Raw genomic sequence first — 19,575 nt, 5'->3', positions numbered from 1 at the left:
CAAAATTATCTCACCGCCACTTTCCCGGCCTTCATATCGCGCCCGGTGATGAGAGACCAGTGGGTGATGATAGTGTTCATCGTTTTCTGCACTGCATTTATTTCCGTGCCCTCACCCACAAAGCTCGACACTATCGCCGTATTGGAAGCCTCAATCTGGATAAGAATTCGCGATATGGCGTCCGCGATATCAAAATAGCTTTTGGAAAGGCCGTGCGCCGGCAGGCCGACGCGCTGGGCGACCTTGAAGAGTCGTTGTTCCGGACTGGCCGCCTCCGCCCTTAAGGCCACAATGATCGGTGACTCATTGAATGACACGGTCAGGTGGAACCACGACATCGCCGCCACTGCAAAAAACTCCTCGCGTGAAAGGTTGCCGCTTTGCCGGCGCGATATCAACATATCGTGGAGATTTTCGACCAGATTCTCCATCTTTCCGCTATCCGTCGGATTGGGCCCTGTCTCATTTTTGATGTTGGTTATTGCAATCCAAACCTCCCGCAGTAGCTCCTCGAATACAGTCACGAATTCGTTGTTGTAGGCATCCGCCTTGATATAAGAATAGGGCTGGCCTTCATTGGAGCCATGGTTGAGGTCCATGCCGAACATACGCCAGTAGGCATTCCGCCGTGTGGCGCGTAGGTCCGGGCGGATGTGACTGGCGATATTGGTTATGGAAAGTGGAGGTGGATCATGATAGAAAAGTTCCTCGGTATTACGAAGCCAATGCTCTGCGCCGGCCGTCGGAGCACCTAGCTTCTCACCATGCAGGAACTCAAAAAGCACCTGCCGAAAGATCTCGTAGATCCGGGTATTCTCGATCATGTAGGCATAGATCAAGTGGTCCCATAAGACCGTACGACCTGTGGCAGGCACACCAGCAGGTGCCCATATTGTTACCAAACCGTCAGGAGCCGCAATGCCCATGGTACTTTTAAGCAAATTGAGCAACTTATCATCATGCTGGGGAGCAAGGTCGCTCCGATTGCCCGGATGTCCCAATGGCAATCGTAAATCTGTTGATTGTCTGTCATCGTAAGCTCTGGACTGCCAAGCAACCTCCAGTAATGTTGTTAACTCAACAGGGGGACATTCAAACATCTTTAATGCGCCCCCGGGGATTATGCCTGCGAATCGTCTAAACATATCTATGCCTCCTTAATATCTAAATGTAAATTAAATTCTCGACAAGACTGTATTGCCATCTCCCTTACGTTTTCTTTTCTGTTTTAGGCTTGTCGGTTGGCGCTGCAGTAGTTGCCCCAACTGTAATTGGCGGGTAGCCAAGACACGGCCCTCGCCACCGTCTATTTGGGGGTAGTTCACCAGGAGGTTCCGCATCTGTGAGATCTTCAGGGAATGGCACCCGCAGTACGTTCCGGATATCCTGGAATTCTTTCAGGGCCGGGATAGGTTGCTGTTGTGGTGTTTGTTCTGGCATGATTGTATTCTCCTTACTATTTGGGTTTAAGCGGCTTGCACCGCGCCGCCGAGTCTTAACATCCACTCTTCTTGCTGTTTGAACATATTCGTCTTTCTCTCCAGCATCGTGGCCATGCGCAGGCCGGTTAGCGCCAGCAGCCGCAATGCCTCCGTCCAAATCCAATGCATGGAGGTGTACAGCGCAGCTCCAAGTTGTTGCTCCAATGCGAGAAGTGTTTGCGGCTTGACACGCTCAGGATCGATCAAGGCGATGAGGGGACGGCTGCCAAACGCTCGCAAGGGCTGTCGTAACGTGATATCGACAATATTGGGAAGCAACGGCAGCGAGGCGCGCAGTAACGGCTCGGTTGCTTCAGGAGCCTTTTCAAGTGGATACAACTGCATCCACGCCTCGGCGAGCTGGTCCCAGGGGCCGGCGCCAAAAAATTGCCGGCACATCTCCACGCCAAGCAGGAGCCGGATAAAGCTGATGGGGTGAGGGTCGCCGGGAATGTGGCGAAAAACCGTGGCCGCTCCTCCATCCAACACACCGTACAGCGCGGCAACGCTGGCATACCCGGTATGAACAAAAGCAAAGGCATCTGCCGCAATCTCGGAAGCCCAGCTTGCCCATGCTTCCGCGGCGCCGGCCGGCGCCTCACGCAAACCGGCGCCAAGCGCAGCGGCAAGCTCTTCATTCCAGCCCACAATGTGCGCCACTTGATGGCCGGCCTCATGAATGAGCGCCGTCGACCGGTGCAAGTTGTGCCGGGTGATTTTGATGGCCGCAACAGGATTCATACTGGTGCCATCCCAGAGCCGCAGACCGGCCTTGAGGATGGAAGCGCCGAGGCCTTTGTCGATATAGCTCAACACCACCGGCCCCGGCTTGCCCAGTTGATCGAGAAACTGGGCCATGCTGCGATGCGCCAGGGTATCGCAAGCCTTCATCATTCCCGCCATCGCCGGGCTCGTTCGGGTGTTGATCGCGTCAGCATAGAAATCCAGCGTTGTCTCAACCCGCAGATAGAAGCTACGGAACCCGAGTAACTGACGTCGCATCGTTGCGATATTGGCGGAAGAGTGCGCGGCGTCGAACGTCGCTTGCAAAAGTGCGCCTTCGCGGTTTAGGCGCGCGGCAACTTCCGCGAGGTGCTGCCGAATGGACAATCCGAGATAGCGTTCGAGACTGTTCCACGCCGCGGGTGAAGCCAGGTCGTCCAGTTTCTGCAGCCGGGCTGCTGCGTCGATCCAATGTGCCGCTTGGCGAGAGAGCTGATTTCGAATTCCGCTGCTGGAATCATTCATGGCTGTAGCCTGGGGTGATCTTGAAATTTACCGCAGGTTCGCTGCCGGTCATCTTTAAGCTCGTCAGCGAAAATCCCTTGCCTTTGAGCGCCTGGCGAAGCTGAGGAAATCCCGGGGGATTGCCAAGGGTGATCATGATCGTCACGCCATCAGCGGTATCTTCAGCAGCTTTGATAAATTCCTCCCCGTGTTGCTTCAAATGAGCCGTGAGTCCTTTCAGAACCCACTCTTGCAAGCGTCCCAAGAAAGTTTCAGGAACCACGGAGGGCACGCGGCTAAACGCAGTCGTCCATTGGTCCGGCGTCACAGCATCGTGAATGATTTTCAATCGGCCAAAGCCGCGGGTCAGGGCTTTGCGCAGCCCGCGCTCCGCGAGGTGCCCCAAACGAGCCACAACCATGCCGAGGTGAGTGTGCTGGCGAAGTTTCACGGCGACCTCTTGCGCGCGAATTTCACTCAAAAAAAGATAAATCCGGATTTCGTTTTTGGGAAAATCGAGAATCAGCCGAACTCGAGTCGGGCCGCGTTTTTTCGTCCGTCCGGCTCGTCCTGGAACCGTAAGCGCGCGTTTCCCCGGAATCTGCACGTGGTAGAAGCGCTGGCCGGCAGTGGCAGTGTGCTGATCCGAGGCGTTGCCACCGTTGGTCTCGCGGCCTAATCCCGGTTCTCCCAATAACAGTTCGGCCGCCTCGATGGTCAATGGATGAAGTTGGCCATGCTCATTATCCAAGCCGACCGTGTTATTTTCCAATCGGCTGATATCTGACAAGCTGGTGCCGGGAATTGCTTCGTAAAGATGCACAAAGGCTTCAACTTCTTCGCCGGGTTCAACCCCAAGCTGCTCCTCTAAAACTTCCCCTAAAGAATTTCCCTCCGAGGTGTCGAGATTCAACACTTTATGCGGCGTGAGCCTGGTGGGAATTCTTCGGCTAAACTTCTTATATCGCTTTCGGCGGCCGCGCGGCATCATGACCCAGGTTCCTCCATGCTTTTTCGCTTCCACGAGATCGGGTCTCTTGACATAAGTTCCTGCCGGCAAGACCGGTGGAAGATTGGCGGCTGCAGCATGCTCAAAGGCTTCAAGCGCAAAGCCCTCCAGCAGTTCCTGATTGTCCAGCACGTAATCCGGGGCAGCCGCCACACGACGCATGGTTTCCTCGACGGTGGCTGCGACTGCCTCTGCGGCCGCTTGCGCAGCATCTTCGGGTGTGGTCTCTAATTGCAAGAGCTTCAGCCCTGCATCCACGATCGCCTGCGAGAGTGGGCCGGCATGTTGAGGGTCAACAAATTTGCCGATGAGCTTGCCAAGCAAATTGGCCAAAAACCCCACGACCCTTTTACGGCCAATAAGTTTTAGACCGATTCGTAATGCTGGCAAAATAGCCGGAAGGAAGTTTTCGACATGAGGAGTTGGATCCTCGCCCTCTTTCAGCCGCCGCAAATTCTCAACAAATTGTCCTCTGGCGCGATCCAGTTCGGCTAAAGGATAAGTGTTGTCACCATCATGCTCGGTCAAAACCCTCGCGACCTCTAGATCTTGCTCCACCTCCGAACGCGCGAACAGGACGTTGGCGACCTGCTGATTAAACTCATGTTGAATGCGACAAGCATTACAGGTTGCAGCGTTACTTGACGCGTGGTTATGACTTTCCTCGAATTCATTCAAGAAGGGCACCTTCTCGGCTAACTTCTGGGCGATGGGCTGAAGCTGGCTGGGGAGCTTGTCTATGGCGGTCTGCACGACGCGTTTCAATAGCGGTTTAATAAACGCTTTGAGTTTGTTGAGAATCGGCCCGAGACCCAACTTGGCCGCAAAGCTCACACCCTTTTTGGCGAGGTCAACAGCCTTGCTTGCTACTTTCTTGACGCCTTTCCAGAGTTTTCCCAGGAATTCTTCAAAGTTCGGTGTGAGCTCAACCGCAGGTTGATACCGGTCAACAATGGTTTCGATCTCGTCCTCTGTAAGCGTGTTCGGATCGCGCTGGCTAAGCTCCCGGGCAAGCGCCTCCAGCTTGGTCTCGGCCTCTGCAACGAGAGGAGCGAAATGTTGATTGAGGAGCCTTTCGGCTTGGTAAGCGATGGTTTGGGGATCTTCCTGTTCGTGCGGAAAGCTTGTTTCGTAAATGGCCGCAGCCTCATTCACCAATGTGGACAGAGCTTGATGGAATTCTTCGTCGTAAAATTCATTCAAAAATGCGACGTACTCTTCGGTTTCCGGATCGACCAGGCCGCCGCCTTCCTCAGATTCGTAAAGCGACAAGAAAGGACTGCTGGGAGGAGCTGAAGTCTCAAGGGGCAGTCGGCTGACTTCTTCCGCAATGAAACTGCTGACATCCAGGAATGGCGCTTGATTCTTCATATATGATACCTCCTTTGGTTCTCTCGCGATTTCTTTCACAGAGAAGTTGAACGCTGTAAAATTTCCAGATGACCTCGAGATGTTACACGCCTGCATTTTCGAATTCGACAATGACAAATAATATGCCAGGCACGGATATGGCTTGACAACTCAATTATCTTGTAAACTTAGATCGCAAAGTCATTTCACCGGGCGAAAAGGAAAACTTATCCTTTCAGATCTGCAGAATGGTATAAAAGGATAAACGAAGAAGGTTGAAGGCTTTAAAAAATTCCCAAGCATTAAAAAACGACCAGCGGACAGCATCGAAGAAGAAAGCTTTTAAACACGGGTTACGCGGATGACACGGATTCCCACGGATTTTTATTTTTTGGGCTTTATCCGCGCCAATCCGCTCAATCCGTGTCATCCGCGTTCAAAAAAGACACGGCAACGTTAAGAGTATTTTTCTGCGCCTAAGAGCCTTGCTCACTCCTCAACCCGCAAATTCTTCAGCAGCCGGCTCAAATAAGTCGGTTGAATTTGTAAAATCTCCGCAGCTTGCTTTTTAGCACCGCCAGTATATTTTAAAACATTGGCGAGATACTGCCTTTTCAGCTCGAAGATGGCTTCATCCCAGGGGCGCGGTTGAAACAGCGTGTTGCCGGCGGCAGAAGGTGTTTCAAAAAAGGGGAAATCGGTTTGGCGCAGTTGCTCGGATTGGCAGAGCACCACGGCGCGCTCCATGGCGTGCTCCAGCTCGCGGATGTTACCGGGCCAGGCGTAGGCCTCCAAATGCGGCATGGTATCGGCGTGAAAGCCTTTGAGGTGCTTGCCGTACTTTTTGTTCATCGCGCTGAGAAAATGCTCGGCAAGAATAGGGATGTCTTCTTTTCTCTCGCGCAGCGCGGGCAGGTTGATATTGACGACGTTAAGGCGATAAAAGAGATCGCGGCGAAATTTGCCGGCGATCATCTCATCCCGCACGCTCTCGCTGGCCGCGGCGATAATGCGCGCGTTCACTTTTCTAACCTGCGAGCTGCCCAGCGGGCGGATTTCACTTTCTTGGATGGCGCGTAGCAGCTTGGCTTGCAGCTCCATCGGCATGTTGACGATCTCGTCGAGGAACAGCGTGCCGCCGTGGGCTTCTTCAAACAGTCCCTTGCGATCTCGATCCGCGCCGGTGAAGGCGCCTTTGACATAGCCGAACAACTCGCTTTCCAGCAAATTCGCCGGCAGGGCGCCGCAATCCACCGCCACAAAAGGGCCTTGCTGGCGCGGGCTGCCGTCATGAATGGCGCGCGCGATGCACTCCTTGCCGGTGCCGCTTTCTCCCGAAATGAGCACGCGCACGTCCGTGGGCATCACCTGCCGCAAGAGTGCAAACACACTCTGCATGATCGCGCTATGGCCGAGTATGCCGGAAAAATCAGCTTCGTTCCAGAGCTCCCGCGCGGTGTTCGTTTTTAAAACGCCGCATTCCACGAACATCCCCATCTCCAAGATAGTTGGTGAATCCTGTGTATCTCTGTGATGAAAAGTTTTACAAGGCAAGTAAGGGGGCAAAGGGATGCAGTGCGTCGAAGGTGAAGCCGATAAAAGCCGGTACGAAGAAGTCTGTTCGGATAAAGCCAGATCGTGTCAAAGTCTTCGCCGTCGCGCTTGATGGTGAAAGACAAAAAATTGAAGCAAAAATCTCACACAATTAAACCCCGGCTTCGCGCATGACGTCCCCACATGACCGCCATGCGCCTCGGCCGGGGTGTTTTATTTCATCAACAAAAGCCGCTTTGCAACGCTGAACTCGCCGGCCTGGAAGCGATAGAGGTACACGCCACTGCTTACGCATTGGCCGTGTTCATCTCGGCCATCCCACGTGGCTTGCTTCACTCCCGCGGATTCTTTCGTATCGACCAATGTGCGTACTCTCTCGCCGCGGAGGTTGCAAATCACAAGTTGCGCGTGCCCGGTGCGTTGCAGTACATATTGAATCACAGTCGAGGAATTGAACGGGTTGGGATAATTCTGCGCCAACACGTGGTGGTGCGGAAGCTCATTCATCTTCTCTTGTACGACTGTAGTCGCACCGCAAGCAGCCCGATAACTGATGATGCCGCCGCGCTTTGTATGAAAGTCATAAACCACGCCCCAAGCTTGCACACTGTCATTGCTCGCACCAAAGGCAATAGCCGCAAAGGTCAGCACTTTGCTCACACCCACGTCGGCGAGTATCTGCTCTTCCCACGCCAATCCGCCATCAACGCTGGTTAAAATAAAAGGTCGAAAATCCGGCCCGGCTTCGCCATAAAGCCACAATTGCTGATGCGAAGCCGCGTTGACGCCGGTGAACAATGTGAGATATTGCACTTCTGCTACTGGAAGATCATTGATCGGCTGCCACGTCTGACCGCTGTCCGTGGTGCGTGCCAGGAAAGGAGGTTGTGCCGAGGCTCGCAAGCCGATGCTGGGCGAAATGAAATGCAAAGCTTGCAACTCTACGCTCAACGCGTTGGGAAGGAGAATCCAACTTTCACCGCCGTCGCTGGTGCGAAACATACGGTTGCCCTGATTTCGATGTATATCCACTACAGTGCCGAACCAACCGTGAAGATGATCATAAAAAAAGCAAGCATGGGATAGCCCAGACTCCTGTTCTTGCGGCTGCGGCATTTGCGCAATACGCCGCCAGGTTGCGCCAGCATCATTGGTTTTTGCAATCAAAAAATTTTCATGCGCACTGGGGGGATTGCTCAACGCAATGCCATTCCCGGTGTCAAACCAATGCACCGCATACCAATATGGCGTGGGTCCTTTGGCTGTGTAAGCCACTTGCCAGCTTTGACCGCCGTCAATCGTGCGATACAAATTCGCACTGCCGTTCTCACGTTCCGCGCCCGCACCGCCGGCAATGGCAATATTTGAATCGACGGCCGCGAGGCAAGAGATTTTTTCCTCACGCGTCACGGTTGCAATCAGCCGCCAGGTTTTGCCGGCATCATTGGTGCGCCACACTTGCCCATTGAAGTCGCATAGCCATGCGCTTTGATCATTTACTACGGCAAGATTCACCGGCGGCGCAAGCGGGCTCAACTCGGCTTGCAATTGCCAGTACGATTGCGCCCAGCTTGCGAACACGGCATGCCACGCGCTGATAAGAATGAATAGGAATTGCTTCCCGCTCATTTATCTTTCTCTTCCTCGCGTGTGCTCGCAACTGCCCCTACAATCATTCATTTCATCAACAAAAGCCGCTTTGCCGTGCTGAACTCACCGGCTTCGAGGCGATAGAGATACACGCCGCTGCTCACGCGCTCGCCGCGGTCGTTGCGGCCGTCCCACGTGATTTGCTTCAAGCCCGCGGACTCCTTTGCATCAACCAGCGTGCGCACTTTCTCGCCGAGCAGATTGTAAATGGCGAGTTGCACTTGCGCGGCGCGCGGCAGTTGGTATTGAATCATCGTCGAAGGATTGAAGGGATTGGGATAATTTTGCGCGAGGTGAAAGCCAGAAGGTTGCGCGGATGGCCGCTCGGCAACCGCGGTGCTCAACTCACCGGCGAACTTAAATATCTTTCCCGAGGGTGAATAGCTGGCGGCCCAACCAACCGTGGGACTGACAAAGCTGAGCGCAAAGGTTGGTTGTGTGCTTGGAAGAATTTGCCAAGTGTCGCCGCCGTCATTGGAATAGGCCGTGCCTTGGGCCGAACTGGCCACCAACATGTTGTTATTGGTATTCGGGACAAACTGCAGAGTCGAAGGATGAAGGTTGAGAGCCGGAACCAAATTCCAACTCTGGCCGCCATCCGTGGTTTTCACTAACATCGTCTCGGTTTTGCTATAGGAAGACTTATAACCTCCGGCAAAGCCCGTAAGCGAATCTGCGAATGCTACTGTACTGATCCCGAAAAAATCTCCACTGCTCGGTAACGGTGTGCTTACGGAGGTCCAGGCTTTCCCTTGATCCGTGGATTTGATCACGCGAATCGGAGTTCCGTTGCCGGTGCCGAACCAGGCATTTTTTGTTCCTTCAACGAACAACGTGGTACCGCCCGCATCGCCAAAACCCGCCCATTCGTTTGGCTTCGGCGCGGGAAGATTTGCCGCCGGCACCTGGTTCCACGTCGCACCGCCATCCGTGGTGGTAACGATCAAAAAACTTCCGTCAACGGGATCACTCGTTGCCAAACCATTGTTTGCATCCCAAAAGGCAATGCTGTTGAAAAAAGCGCCGGCGCCGGTGTTGCGATATTGCTGCGTCCAGGTCGCGCCGCCGTCCGTGGTTTTGTAGATGCGAGCGTCTTGCAATGTGTTCCAATCCTGTCCAGTGTAATAAGCCGTGTCTTGATTGATAACGGCGATGGAGTTAAAGAGGAGCGTCTGCGCTCCAGGCACGACGCCCGTTTTCCAAGTCGCGCCGCCGTCCGTGGAGCGCAAATAGGTACCGCCCGAAGCGCCGGCCCAAACCGTGTTTTCGTCCACGGCTTTAAGCGCTAAAATCGTTTGGGTCGTGCCGGTGCTGATAACGCTCCACGTGCGCGCTGCCGGTTCTATTTGCAAACCATCCACATAGGCTTCGCCGGTACCGTCGATTGTCAAGCCGAAAAAAATGGCCGTGCTGTTTTCGGGAACGTCTAATATGATTTCGTATTGCTCCCAATCCATGGTGCCCACCAGCGGCCGCGTTCCCATGTTGTCAAAGCTTAACGTTTGATTGCCGGCATCGACGCGCATCCACAAGCCCGCGAAACTTGCGACGTTTACGGTTTTCACGTATGCGGAAAGCTTTATGGCTTGATTGCGATACTGGCCGGGTGCAATGCTCGTCAAGTATGTGCCAAAGCCGTTGATGGTCGCCACTTTCGATTTGATGAAGCCGCCATTCGCAGAACCATGACTCACGGTCGGATCCCCGCCCATGTCATAATCCTGCGGGCGCGAACCGGCTTTGGACCAGGTGAAGGGTTGCGCAGAAGCATTTTCCAACACTACGCACAACAGCAGCGCCAATGAAAGCAGCGCACTGATCTTGTAACTTTTGCAGCTCATGTCGAGCCTCCTCATTTTCTAGTTCAAAGAGTTTTCTACCATTAATTTGAAAAGTCGATTTGCACGGTGTAGCTGCACAAAGGTTCGATATGGTTGTGGCCCACCCGGAGCTTATGGCTTCCCGACGGCAAAACGGCGGTCACCTTCTCGCCGGGCGCGCCAACAGTAATCGCGTTATTGCTCGCAATCAAAATAATCGTAGCCGCCCTGCCCGAGGCCGGCTGCAAGCTTGTGAACGAAGCGGTGACCTCTCCTGCCTTTGCCATCGTGAACGCATGCTCGATCGGCGGAATTGCACACTCTGCCGAGAATTGTACCGGGCGGACTTGGATTTCATTGTTGCTCCCGATCCCACTGTCACTCTGACACCCGATCAAGACGGTATACGATACGATGGCGACACAACATGTGGCCCGGAGCATTCTGTTCATAGCGACTCCCTTCGTAAGCGGCCCATGAATTTTGTAAGAGGTTATACGTTGCCGCAAACGAATACCATGCCACGAAGCGATGAAGAGTTTTGTGAATGAGTGGTCAATATAAAACTTGGGGTTAGGGAAAGAGTTATAAAGGCTGAACGGAGAAAATCAGGTGGGAAAAATCCGCAGGAAATTAGAGGGTGACATCGGGGTTGTTTTTACGGTAGTAGGAGCCGCGAAGAATTGGGGGGGAAAGCGCAGAGCGCATAGAGCAAAGCGCTTAACGCCAAGCGCTATGCCCTCTGCCCTCGCACAATCCCCAAATTCCCCATTTTATACCGCAGCGTCTGCTCGGCAATGCGCAATTCGCGCGCGGTTTTGGCGATGTTCCAGTTATTCGCAGCCAAAGCCTGCCGAAGGAGCTGCTCTTCGTATTCGGAAAGACTTTCATATAACGGTTTGATGATACCCGCATCTTGCTGTCCGGCCTCGATTTTTTTCATCTCTTTGTGTAGCTCTTGTGGCAGGAGGTCGCGTTCCAAAATCACCATCTTCGGGCCGGCCAGCGTGACGAGACGCTCGACGAGGTTCTCCAGCTCGCGGATGTTGCCCGCCCAATGGCGCTGTTGTATGAAATCCAAAATCGATTCATGAAATGACTCAGCGGGCTTTTCCTGTTGAGATGCAAATTTCTTGAGAAAATGATTGGCGAGCAGAGGAACATCTTCCTGGCGTTCATCCAAAGATGGAACGCGAATGGGATAAACGTGCAGCCGGAAAAACAAATCTTCGCGGAATTTTTGTTGATCCACCAGCTTGCGCAGAGAAGAACTGCTGGCAACGATGAGGCGAACCTCAACGTGGCGGGTTTTATTGCTGCCCACCGGACGCACCTCGCCTTCCTGCAGCACGCGCATGAATTTGGCTTGCATGTCGATGGGCAGGTTGGCAATCTCATCCATGAACAGCGTGCCGCCATTCGCCTCTTCGAGCAAGCCTTTGCGATCCGTCGTGGCACCGGTGAATGCGCCTTTCACATGACCGAACAACTCACTCTCAATCAAGTTCGCAGCAATCGCGCCGCAGTCAATCGCCAAAAACGACCGCTCGCTGCGACTGCTCAAGCGATGAATGGCGCGGGCAATCAACTCCTTGCCGGTGCCGCTGGCGCCTTCCAACAACACGCGCACTTCGCAACGCGCCGCAGCTTCGATGGCTTGCAAAAGCTCGATGAACTTTTTACTCTTGCCGATCAGGCCGAGCCCCTCGTATTTGACCAGCAGCGTAGCCTCCGGCACCGGCGCGGCAAAATACTGTTGCAGTTTTTGTGCGTTGCGCAGATAAGGCGCGGCGATGGTGGCGAGTTGTTCTAAATACTGGATGCTCGTTGCTGGTTGCTGGTCGATATTTATGAGAATGATAGCGCCAATCACGCTGCCTTCAACACGAAGAGGAACGCCCAGCGCGGTTTTGATCGGGATGCCGGCGAAGAGATTTTTGGCAAAGCTGGGATCGGTTTTGAGGTCGGAGCTGGCAAACGGCCGCTGATGCTTGATGATCCAACCGCTCACATGGGTTTGCGCGACATGAAACTGCTGCGAATCATCTTCGCGCCCTTCACGCATGATTGTCCTTATCGTGTTCCGCGTCTGCGGATTGATCATCATGATCGTCGCGGTTTCCGCATTCAACAAGCTCGCCGCCTTCTGCGCCGTTACGCGGAGGATTTCCTGAAAGTCGGTCTGCTGGCTGAGGATGGCAGCCAGATCAAGGAGGTGTTCCAGTTTTTCTGTGTTCATAATCAAAAATTAGATTGATGGATTATTGTATTGGATCACTGGATTTAAAAACTCCGCTAGGAGTGAAATGTTTATAGCCCAAAGTTCGCCTGAGAATAGAAACCCCATCGGGGTGACATGTTTGGTTTTGGCTCCAATTGGCGATTTGCTTGCACCACTACATGTCACTCCTAACGGAGTTCAAAGACTAAAACCAAATTATCCAACTATAAACATGCCACTCGTCGGGGAGTTAGCTGAAAAAATATTGCTTCACGAATCCAATCAACTTTTGGAAATTACGCCCCGGCGTGACGCGGACGAGGCACTTGCCTTGCTTTACATCACCTCCACCCCATCCCACCCTTCCGGAACACCTTGCGCCATGAATTGCGCCGCGCGGGTGAAGAAAAGCTTGGCCGTCGTATCCGCGGCATTCACCGCCAGCACGCGCTCGAAACATTTCACCGCGGCCGCAAAATCCTTGGCAAAATACCTTTGCAAGCCTTGCTCAAAATCCTCCTGCGTCGCGCGCTTTAGCGCGATGATCGGCTCAGGATCGCCGTCGTAAATCTCGAAGATCGGCACCGATTGTTTTTTGCCTTTGACCTGCACTTTGCCAAGAGAACGTTGGTGATACTCATGCTCCGCCGGCAAGCACATCAAGCTTTGTTCACTGACAATGATCGCGGCGCCGTAAAGTTTGTTCAAGCCTTCGAGACGATACGCCAAATTCACGGCATCGGAGAAAATATCGCTCTGCGCGCGCTCACTTTCGCCGACAATGCCGAGCATCAAGCTGCCGGTGTGAATACCGATGCCAATGTGTATCGGCCATGCACCCTGCACCATGCGCTTCGTGTTCTCTGCCGTGAGTGTGCGCTGCGTGGCAATGGCGGCTTTGATTGCCTCCTCGGTTTGCTGTGGGAAAACGGCAATGATGTTGTCGCCGGAGTAGCGATCAATAAAACCGTGGTGCTCGCGGATGATCGGGCTGACCTTCTCAAAATAGGAATTGATGAACGCAAAATTCTCCTGCGGCGTCATTTTTTCCGAGATGGTGGCGAACGCGCGCATGTCGGAAACAAACAAGGCCATTTCCATCTGCACGCCGTCGCCCAGCTTCACCTCGATGATGCTTTCCTTGTTGAGAAAGCGCAGAATGTCATGCGGCACGAAGCGGCCATAGGCGGAGTTGATCTTCAACAGATTCAAATGCGTTTTGATACGCGCCAATAGCTCGTTTTTGGAGAACGGCTTGGCGAGATAATCATTGGCGCCGGCGAGAAATCCTTCCACGAGATCGGAAACTTGATTCTTCGCGGTCACCATGATCACCGGCAATTGCGTGGGCAGATGCGTCTCGCGGATTTTCTGGCAAACTTCATAGCCGGACATGCGCGGCATCATGATATCGAGCAGCACGAGATCGAATTTCCTGCCGTTGCTCAAGGCGTGCAACGCCTGCTCGCCGTTGAAGGCTTGCATGATTTCGTACGGCATGCTCGCGAGATGGTTCGCAAGCACTTGGTGATTGACCGGCTCGTCGTCAACGATGAGAACATGAAATTCACCTTCCGTGCTGTTACCGTTGAAGGGCATCACTTCCACCTGCTCCCCGAAATCACCGGTAGAGATCTCACGCACTTTTGACAGATCAGTGGCAGTAGCAGGGGCAAGTCGTTCCTCTGAAACTGGCAGCGTGAAAGTGAAAATGGAACCTTTGCCGATCTCGGACTCCACCCAGATTTTGCCGCCATGCAGCTCCACCAGTTGTTTGGTGATGGTCAAGCCCAAGCCCGTACCGCCGTATTCGCGCGCAATTGAGGCATCCACCTGCTCAAAGGATTCAAAGATGGACTCGAATTTATCCGCTGGAATGCCGATGCCGGTATCGCGAATCGAAACCGCGACCATGCCGTTCTGTTGTTCGGCAAAAACCCGCACGCTGCCGGACTCGGTAAACTTGATGGCATTGCCGATGAGATTATGCAGAATTTGCTGCAAACGGTTTTCATCGCCTTCGATCGGAGGCAAGTCTGCAGGAATGTCGTTTTGCAGCGCCAATTTTTTCCCGGCGAGCAAAGGTTCGCTGAATTTCAACACCACCTCGGCGAGCACGCGCAGGTCAATGGGCTGGCGTTGCAGTTGCAGATCCTGTCGCTTCAGTCGCGAGAAATCGAGCAGATCATCAACCAGACTCGCGAGACGTTTACCGCTGGCGATCACCAAGGAAAGATTGATTTGCGTCTTTTCCGGCAATTTTCCTGTCACTCCGTCGAGCAGCGACTCGGTGATGCCGATGATGCCATTGAGCGGCGTGCGCAATTCATGCGACGTGTTGGCAAGAAATTCGTCTTTGAGCTTGTCAACCCGCCGCAAGCGATCGGACACCTGCCGCTCGCGCGCGAGCTCTTTGGCCTGTGCCTGCGTTCTGAAGCGAATGTATCCGGCAATTGCACCGGCAAACATCAGCCCATAAAGCGTGTACGCCCACCAGCTCTTCCACCACGGCGGGGTGATGGTGATTTTCAGTGACGCACCCTCCTCGTTCCAAACGCCGTCGTTGTTGGAGCCTTTCACGCGCAGGGTGTATTCGCCCGGATCGAGGTTGGTGAAAGTGACATCGCGCTTGGTGCCGAGGTGAATCCAATTGTCGTTGAAGCCTTCGATTTTGTAGGCGTATTGATTCTTTTCGGGACGAATAAAATTCAATGCGGCAAACTCGAAGGTCAGAATATTGTCTTTATACGTTAGTTCGATTTGCTCTTTTTCAGAAATACCCACTGCTTCAATGGCTATTCCTTCTTCATCATCCGTGTTGTATCGTTTGAATTGCGTAATGACGACCGATGGTATATAAGGATTGTCTTTTACGCTGTCAGGGTGAAATACATAAAAACCATTTTCACTCCCGAAGAGCATCTCTCCATTACGGGTTTTACAATAAGCACGCGGCAAAAATCCAGCGATCTTCAGCCCATCGCGAATCTCGTAGTTCTTAAAAGAGTTGCCTTTCAGGCTAAATTTTGAAATACCACTAAACGTACTAAGCCAAAGGTTTCCCCGGTCATCCTCTAAAATTCCGCTTATGGTTTCATGAGATAGCCCATCTTTTTTTCCATAGCGGATAAACGTTTCAGTGGCTCGGTCAAAACGATTCAACCCCGTGCCGTAGGTGCCTAACCAAAAATTGCCCTTCTGATCTTCATGAATGATCATAACAGAATTGCCGCTGATGCTTGCCCGATTCCGCGGATCATGTTTGTAATGACGGAAAGTTTTGGTATTGCGATCAAGTATGTTTAATCCGCCGCCGTTGGTGCCCACCCAAAGCGCTCCTTTATTATCCTCATAAATGCACCTAACGTCATTATTACTCAACGTGGTTGAATCACGAGGATCGTGTTTGTATTGAAGAAGATTGCCATTTTCTGGCTCAAAACGATAAAGGCCTCTGCTGTACACGCCCAGCCATATAATGCCCGAACGATCTTTGTAAAGAGTCATAACCGAAGCACGATTCAAATTTACCCCAGTTTGAAATGCGGTTTCATAAAGTTGAAAAGCGTCTCTCTTTTCGTCAAAGTAACTCAAACCACCGTTAAGCATGCCAATCCATAATTTCCCCTGTTGGTCTTCACAGATCGATTCGACATAAACATTACTGAAGCTTGAATTTAAAGGATTCTTAGGACCAGTTTTATAATATCGAAAGGCTTTGGTTGTTCTGTCAAATCTATTTACCCCCCCCTGACCACCCAACCACACGACTCCTGAACGAGCTTCGAGGATAGCCCAAACAGTATTTTCCTTCGAACTCATGTGATCGCGAGGAATCTGTTCGTAATTTTGGAAAAATTCATTGCTGCGATCGTATTTATTAAGGCCGCCTCCTTTCTCGCAACTCACCCACAAAATTCCAGAACGATCTGAATAGATATCACGAATGGCATTGCTGCGCAGGCTTGTCGGATCTTGGGGATCAAACCTGAAATGCCAAAAGACTTCTCTTTTAGGGTCATAGCGACTTACGCCATCACTCGTTCCGATCCAGAGCATTCCCTCGTGATCTTCCTCGATAACCCGAACCGCGTTATCGATCAGACTGTTATGATTTAGGGAATCATGCATGAAATGAAGAAAGGTTTGGCTTTGTCGATCAAAGCTGTTCAATCCATTCACCGTTCCAATCCAAAAAATTCCTTGGCGATCTTCATGGATGGCCGTAATTGCACTGTGGCTTAAACTTTGAGGATTTTGAGGATCATGCTTGAAATGGCGAAATGTTCTACTCTTCCGGTCAAAGCTGTTTAGGCCGCTACCCGTTCCAAGCCAAAGCACTCCTTGATTATCTTCATAAATATTTACAACAAAGTTGCTGCTTATGCTTTGCGGATTATCGGGCTCGTGCTGAAAGCGTTGAAATGTTTCATTCGCTCGATCAAAAAGATTTAGCCCACCGCCTCGCGTGCTAACCCAGAGCATTCCTTCACTGTCTTCATAAATACACCTTATGTCATTATGACTGATGGTCGTAGAATCGTTAGGGTCGTGTCGGAAATGATCGAAGGTTTCGCTTTCCCGGTTTAAACGGTTCAGTCCACCCAGCCAAGTGCCGACCCACAATGTGCCCTGACGAACTTCATAGAGAGTCGTGAGGTCATTGTGGCTTAGACTATTGGGTGTGTCGGGATCATGTTCATAAATGGTAAAACGAAATCCATCATATCTGTTGAGGCCATGCCTCGTGGCGACCCATAAAAATCCCCTGCTATCTTGCAATACCTTTACAACATTAGGATTAGAAAGCCCTTCTTCCATGGAGAGGTGTTCAAACTTTATGTCGCGTGGCGACTTCGTGGTGATAGTTTCATTTTGCGAGGAAGCTGCAGATGGCAAAATGCCGAAGAAAAAAACAATAGCGAAAATTCTCCTTAAACTTCTTGTGGGGCATCGTTGCAATCTCGTATTTATTGGCTTCGACAGCCGCCTACAAGCGGGGGCGGCAAACCTGCCCATCCAATTAAAAACCGCTGTCATTTGAATTCTCATTGATATAACCTCACTTTCTTCAGCAGCGCAACAAACCTTGTCGCAAACTTGAGAACCTTTGTAGAAATGGCGTGGAGGTTCTTGCCATGATCGTACCTCCTCGAAATTTCCTTTGCGATTGGAATCTGAATCAGCTAAATTTTGTTTAGCAAGATGAGACAAGATATACGAATCCACTTCATTTCAATTTGAGATAGAGGTTTCTTCCATGTCAGCCAATTCCATTACCCTCACGTTGCCCGACACCACCTATCAACGGGCGCGGCGCGCTGCCACACTCTTAAATCGCTCGATTGAGGAAGTCTTGGAAGCCACACTCAACACCGCCCTGCCGGCATTGGATGAGGCGCCGGCAGATCTGGCGGCGGAAATGGCCAAATTATCGGCATTACCTGATGCTGATTTATGGCAAGTGGCGCGCCGTCAAATGGAAGCGGAACGTGAGCGTTTGTTGCACGACTTGCTCGACGCACAAGCCGAACGGCAACTGATGCCGGATGAAGTTCGCCACTTGGAAGAATTGCACCGTCAAGCTGGCCGGCTTACACTTTTAAAATCGCAGGCGTATGCCTTGTTGCATCAACGCGGCTATCCCGTTCCTCAACCATGAGCCATGAGCCGATCACACATTCCAGATTCTTTACGCCGCGCCGTTGCCGAGCAAGCCGGATATCGTTGTGGATATTGCCAGACCGCGCAAACCTATAGCGGCGTGCAATTGCACATTGAGCACATCATTGCTCTCGCGGCAGGCGGCCTTACAACTGAGTCAAATCTATGGTTGGCTTGTGCGCTCTGCAACGGCTATAAAGGCGCACGCACCCATGGCCTCGATCCAATCACCACTGAAGTTGTTCCTCTTTTTAATCCCCGCACGCAAAATTGGTTTGACCATTTTGCCTGGAGTGAGGATGGTTCGCTGATTATCGGCCAAACGCCGTGCGGACGAGCAACCGTTGCCACGCTGCAATTGAATAATGATTATATCGTTCCAGCACGCAAGCATTGGGTTCGTGTCGGTTGGCATCCGCCGCGAGAATGAGATTCTTTATTACTTCTGCAACCCCACCTTCTTCAGCAGGGCAGCAAACCTTGCGTCTTCCCGCAGCGTTTGAAAACGCGGCTCGATATTGAGAAATCCCAGCCAGCAATTGTGCTCCTCATACGCTTTTTCCAGCCATTCCAATACCTGCTCATTCTCCGCCAGGCCGGCATAGATGAGCGCGACGTCATACGACGAAACATATTTTTGTTGTGCCAGCACCAGCAATTCTGCGAGTATCTGCTGCGCTTCATCCCTCCTGCCGGCGACTGCATAGACATGGCCCAATGCGGCAAGGCTCAGCGTGCGGCGGTTCGAAAGCGCGACGACTTTTTCCAGCTCGGCAATCGCTTCATCAAACATGCCTTTCTGCGCGTAAACCTGGCCCAAAAGATCGCGCGCAAAAATATAATCCTTGTCCATCTCCAGCGTTTGCTCCAGCCTCTGCAACGCTCGATCATTCTGTCCCGCCAAATAGAATTGCCAACTCAGCCCGGTGTTGATCACCAGCGAGAGCGGATCGAACTCCAGCGCCCTTTGGGTTTCGGCCAACGCGCGCTCGAATTGCCCGGTGAGCAGCAAATACCATAGCGCGTGCCAATAGCGCGTCATGGAATGATTCGGATTCAGCGCCAACGCCCGCTGGAATTCTTGCGCGGACCCCGGCCAGTCGTGCTCGTAAATCGCGTGAATGCAGCCGAGCGAAGTGTGCGCTTCGACCAGGGTTTCATCAATCGCCAGAGCCTGCTCCACCGCGGCTTTGGCTTTTGACATCGCTTCTTGCGGCGGCAAAAAGCCTTGAAAACTGAGCAAGATATAACTATCGGCCAAACCGGCATAAGCCAGCGCATAGCCCGGCTCCAGCGCAATCGCCTGCTCGCAAAACGTGATGCTCTTGCGCAAACCCGGCTCGGTGCGCTTGTTTAAATAAAAGCGCGCCTGCAAATACAAATTATACGCCGCGAGATTTTCCGTATAGCGCTTGATGAGGTGAGCTTGTTGATCGCCGGCCAGTTTCATTTTCAGCTTGTCCACAATCGCAGCGGCAATGTCATCTTGAATTGCAAACACGTCGCCCAGATCGCGATCATATTTCCCCGACCAGAGCTGAAAGCCATCTTCGACGTTCGTGAGCTGCGCGGAGAGACGCAGCCGGTTGCCCGCTTTGC

At 52.4% G+C, this 19,575-nt stretch carries 12 protein-coding genes; 2 read left to right on the top strand and 10 right to left on the bottom strand.

Annotated features, from left to right (window positions below; all coding sequences use genetic code 11):
- Positions 1 to 5: 5 nt before the first annotated feature.
- The 9 genes from FBQ85_01060 to FBQ85_01020 all read right to left on the bottom strand — a co-directional run bounded on the left by FBQ85_01060 (position 6) and on the right by FBQ85_01020 (position 17,364).
- Entirely contained in the window at positions 6 to 1,145 is a 1,140-nt protein-coding gene (locus FBQ85_01060; GenBank protein MDL1873754.1) for a hypothetical protein, read from the bottom strand.
- Positions 1,146 to 1,466: 321 nt separating this feature from the next.
- Positions 1,467 to 2,729: a hypothetical protein gene (locus tag FBQ85_01055; GenBank protein ID MDL1873753.1), complete on the bottom strand. Its 1,263-nt coding sequence runs from the start codon at positions 2,727 to 2,729 to the stop codon at positions 1,467 to 1,469.
- The gene (locus FBQ85_01050) at positions 2,722 to 5,088 is read right to left on the bottom strand and encodes a hypothetical protein (protein MDL1873752.1); all 2,367 of its coding nucleotides are present in this window, start codon (positions 5,086 to 5,088) and stop codon (positions 2,722 to 2,724) included. The genes FBQ85_01055 and FBQ85_01050 overlap by 8 nt, the downstream gene beginning before the upstream one ends.
- Before the next feature lie 468 nt (positions 5,089 to 5,556).
- The gene (locus FBQ85_01045; protein MDL1873751.1) at positions 5,557 to 6,564 is read right to left on the bottom strand and encodes a sigma-54-dependent Fis family transcriptional regulator; all 1,008 of its coding nucleotides are present in this window, start codon (positions 6,562 to 6,564) and stop codon (positions 5,557 to 5,559) included.
- Positions 6,565 to 6,834: 270 nt separating this feature from the next.
- Positions 6,835 to 8,250, bottom strand: a complete 1,416-nt coding sequence (locus FBQ85_01040; protein MDL1873750.1) for a T9SS type A sorting domain-containing protein — start codon at positions 8,248 to 8,250, stop codon at positions 6,835 to 6,837.
- A 47-nt stretch (positions 8,251 to 8,297) separates the two neighbouring features.
- Positions 8,298 to 10,127: a T9SS type A sorting domain-containing protein gene (locus tag FBQ85_01035; GenBank protein MDL1873749.1), complete on the bottom strand. Its 1,830-nt coding sequence runs from the start codon at positions 10,125 to 10,127 to the stop codon at positions 8,298 to 8,300.
- A gap of 26 nt (positions 10,128 to 10,153) precedes the next feature.
- Positions 10,154 to 10,543, bottom strand: coding sequence for a hypothetical protein (locus FBQ85_01030; GenBank protein MDL1873748.1), 390 nt, complete (start codon positions 10,541 to 10,543; stop codon positions 10,154 to 10,156).
- Positions 10,544 to 10,824: 281 nt separating this feature from the next.
- The gene (locus FBQ85_01025; GenBank protein ID MDL1873747.1) at positions 10,825 to 12,330 is read right to left on the bottom strand and encodes a GAF domain-containing protein; all 1,506 of its coding nucleotides are present in this window, start codon (positions 12,328 to 12,330) and stop codon (positions 10,825 to 10,827) included.
- A 318-nt stretch (positions 12,331 to 12,648) separates the two neighbouring features.
- Positions 12,649 to 17,364 (bottom strand): response regulator, encoded by a 4,716-nt coding sequence (locus tag FBQ85_01020; GenBank protein ID MDL1873746.1) that lies wholly within the window; start codon positions 17,362 to 17,364, stop codon positions 12,649 to 12,651.
- A 208-nt stretch (positions 17,365 to 17,572) separates the two neighbouring features.
- Between FBQ85_01020 and FBQ85_01015 the strand changes: the two genes are divergently transcribed.
- Together FBQ85_01015 and FBQ85_01010 are read left to right on the top strand one after the other, a co-directional pair.
- A complete protein-coding gene (locus tag FBQ85_01015) occupies positions 17,573 to 17,974 on the top strand; it encodes a hypothetical protein (GenBank protein MDL1873745.1) in 402 nt (133 codons plus the stop codon).
- A gap of 3 nt (positions 17,975 to 17,977) precedes the next feature.
- Positions 17,978 to 18,406: an HNH endonuclease gene (locus FBQ85_01010; protein ID MDL1873744.1), complete on the top strand. Its 429-nt coding sequence runs from the start codon at positions 17,978 to 17,980 to the stop codon at positions 18,404 to 18,406.
- Positions 18,407 to 18,415: 9 nt separating this feature from the next.
- Here the strand turns inward: FBQ85_01010 and FBQ85_01005 are convergent.
- Positions 18,416 to 19,575, bottom strand: a 1,160-nt coding sequence (locus FBQ85_01005; GenBank protein ID MDL1873743.1) for a hypothetical protein, incomplete at its 5' end; no start/stop codon positions are given.

The sequence above is a fragment of the Cytophagia bacterium CHB2 genome (genome assembly GCA_030263535.1).
GTDB lineage: Bacteria > Zhuqueibacterota > Zhuqueibacteria > Zhuqueibacterales > Zhuqueibacteraceae > Coneutiohabitans.
The sequence above is the reverse complement of the archived record's forward strand: the minus strand, read 5'-3'. Positions and strand labels throughout refer to the sequence as shown.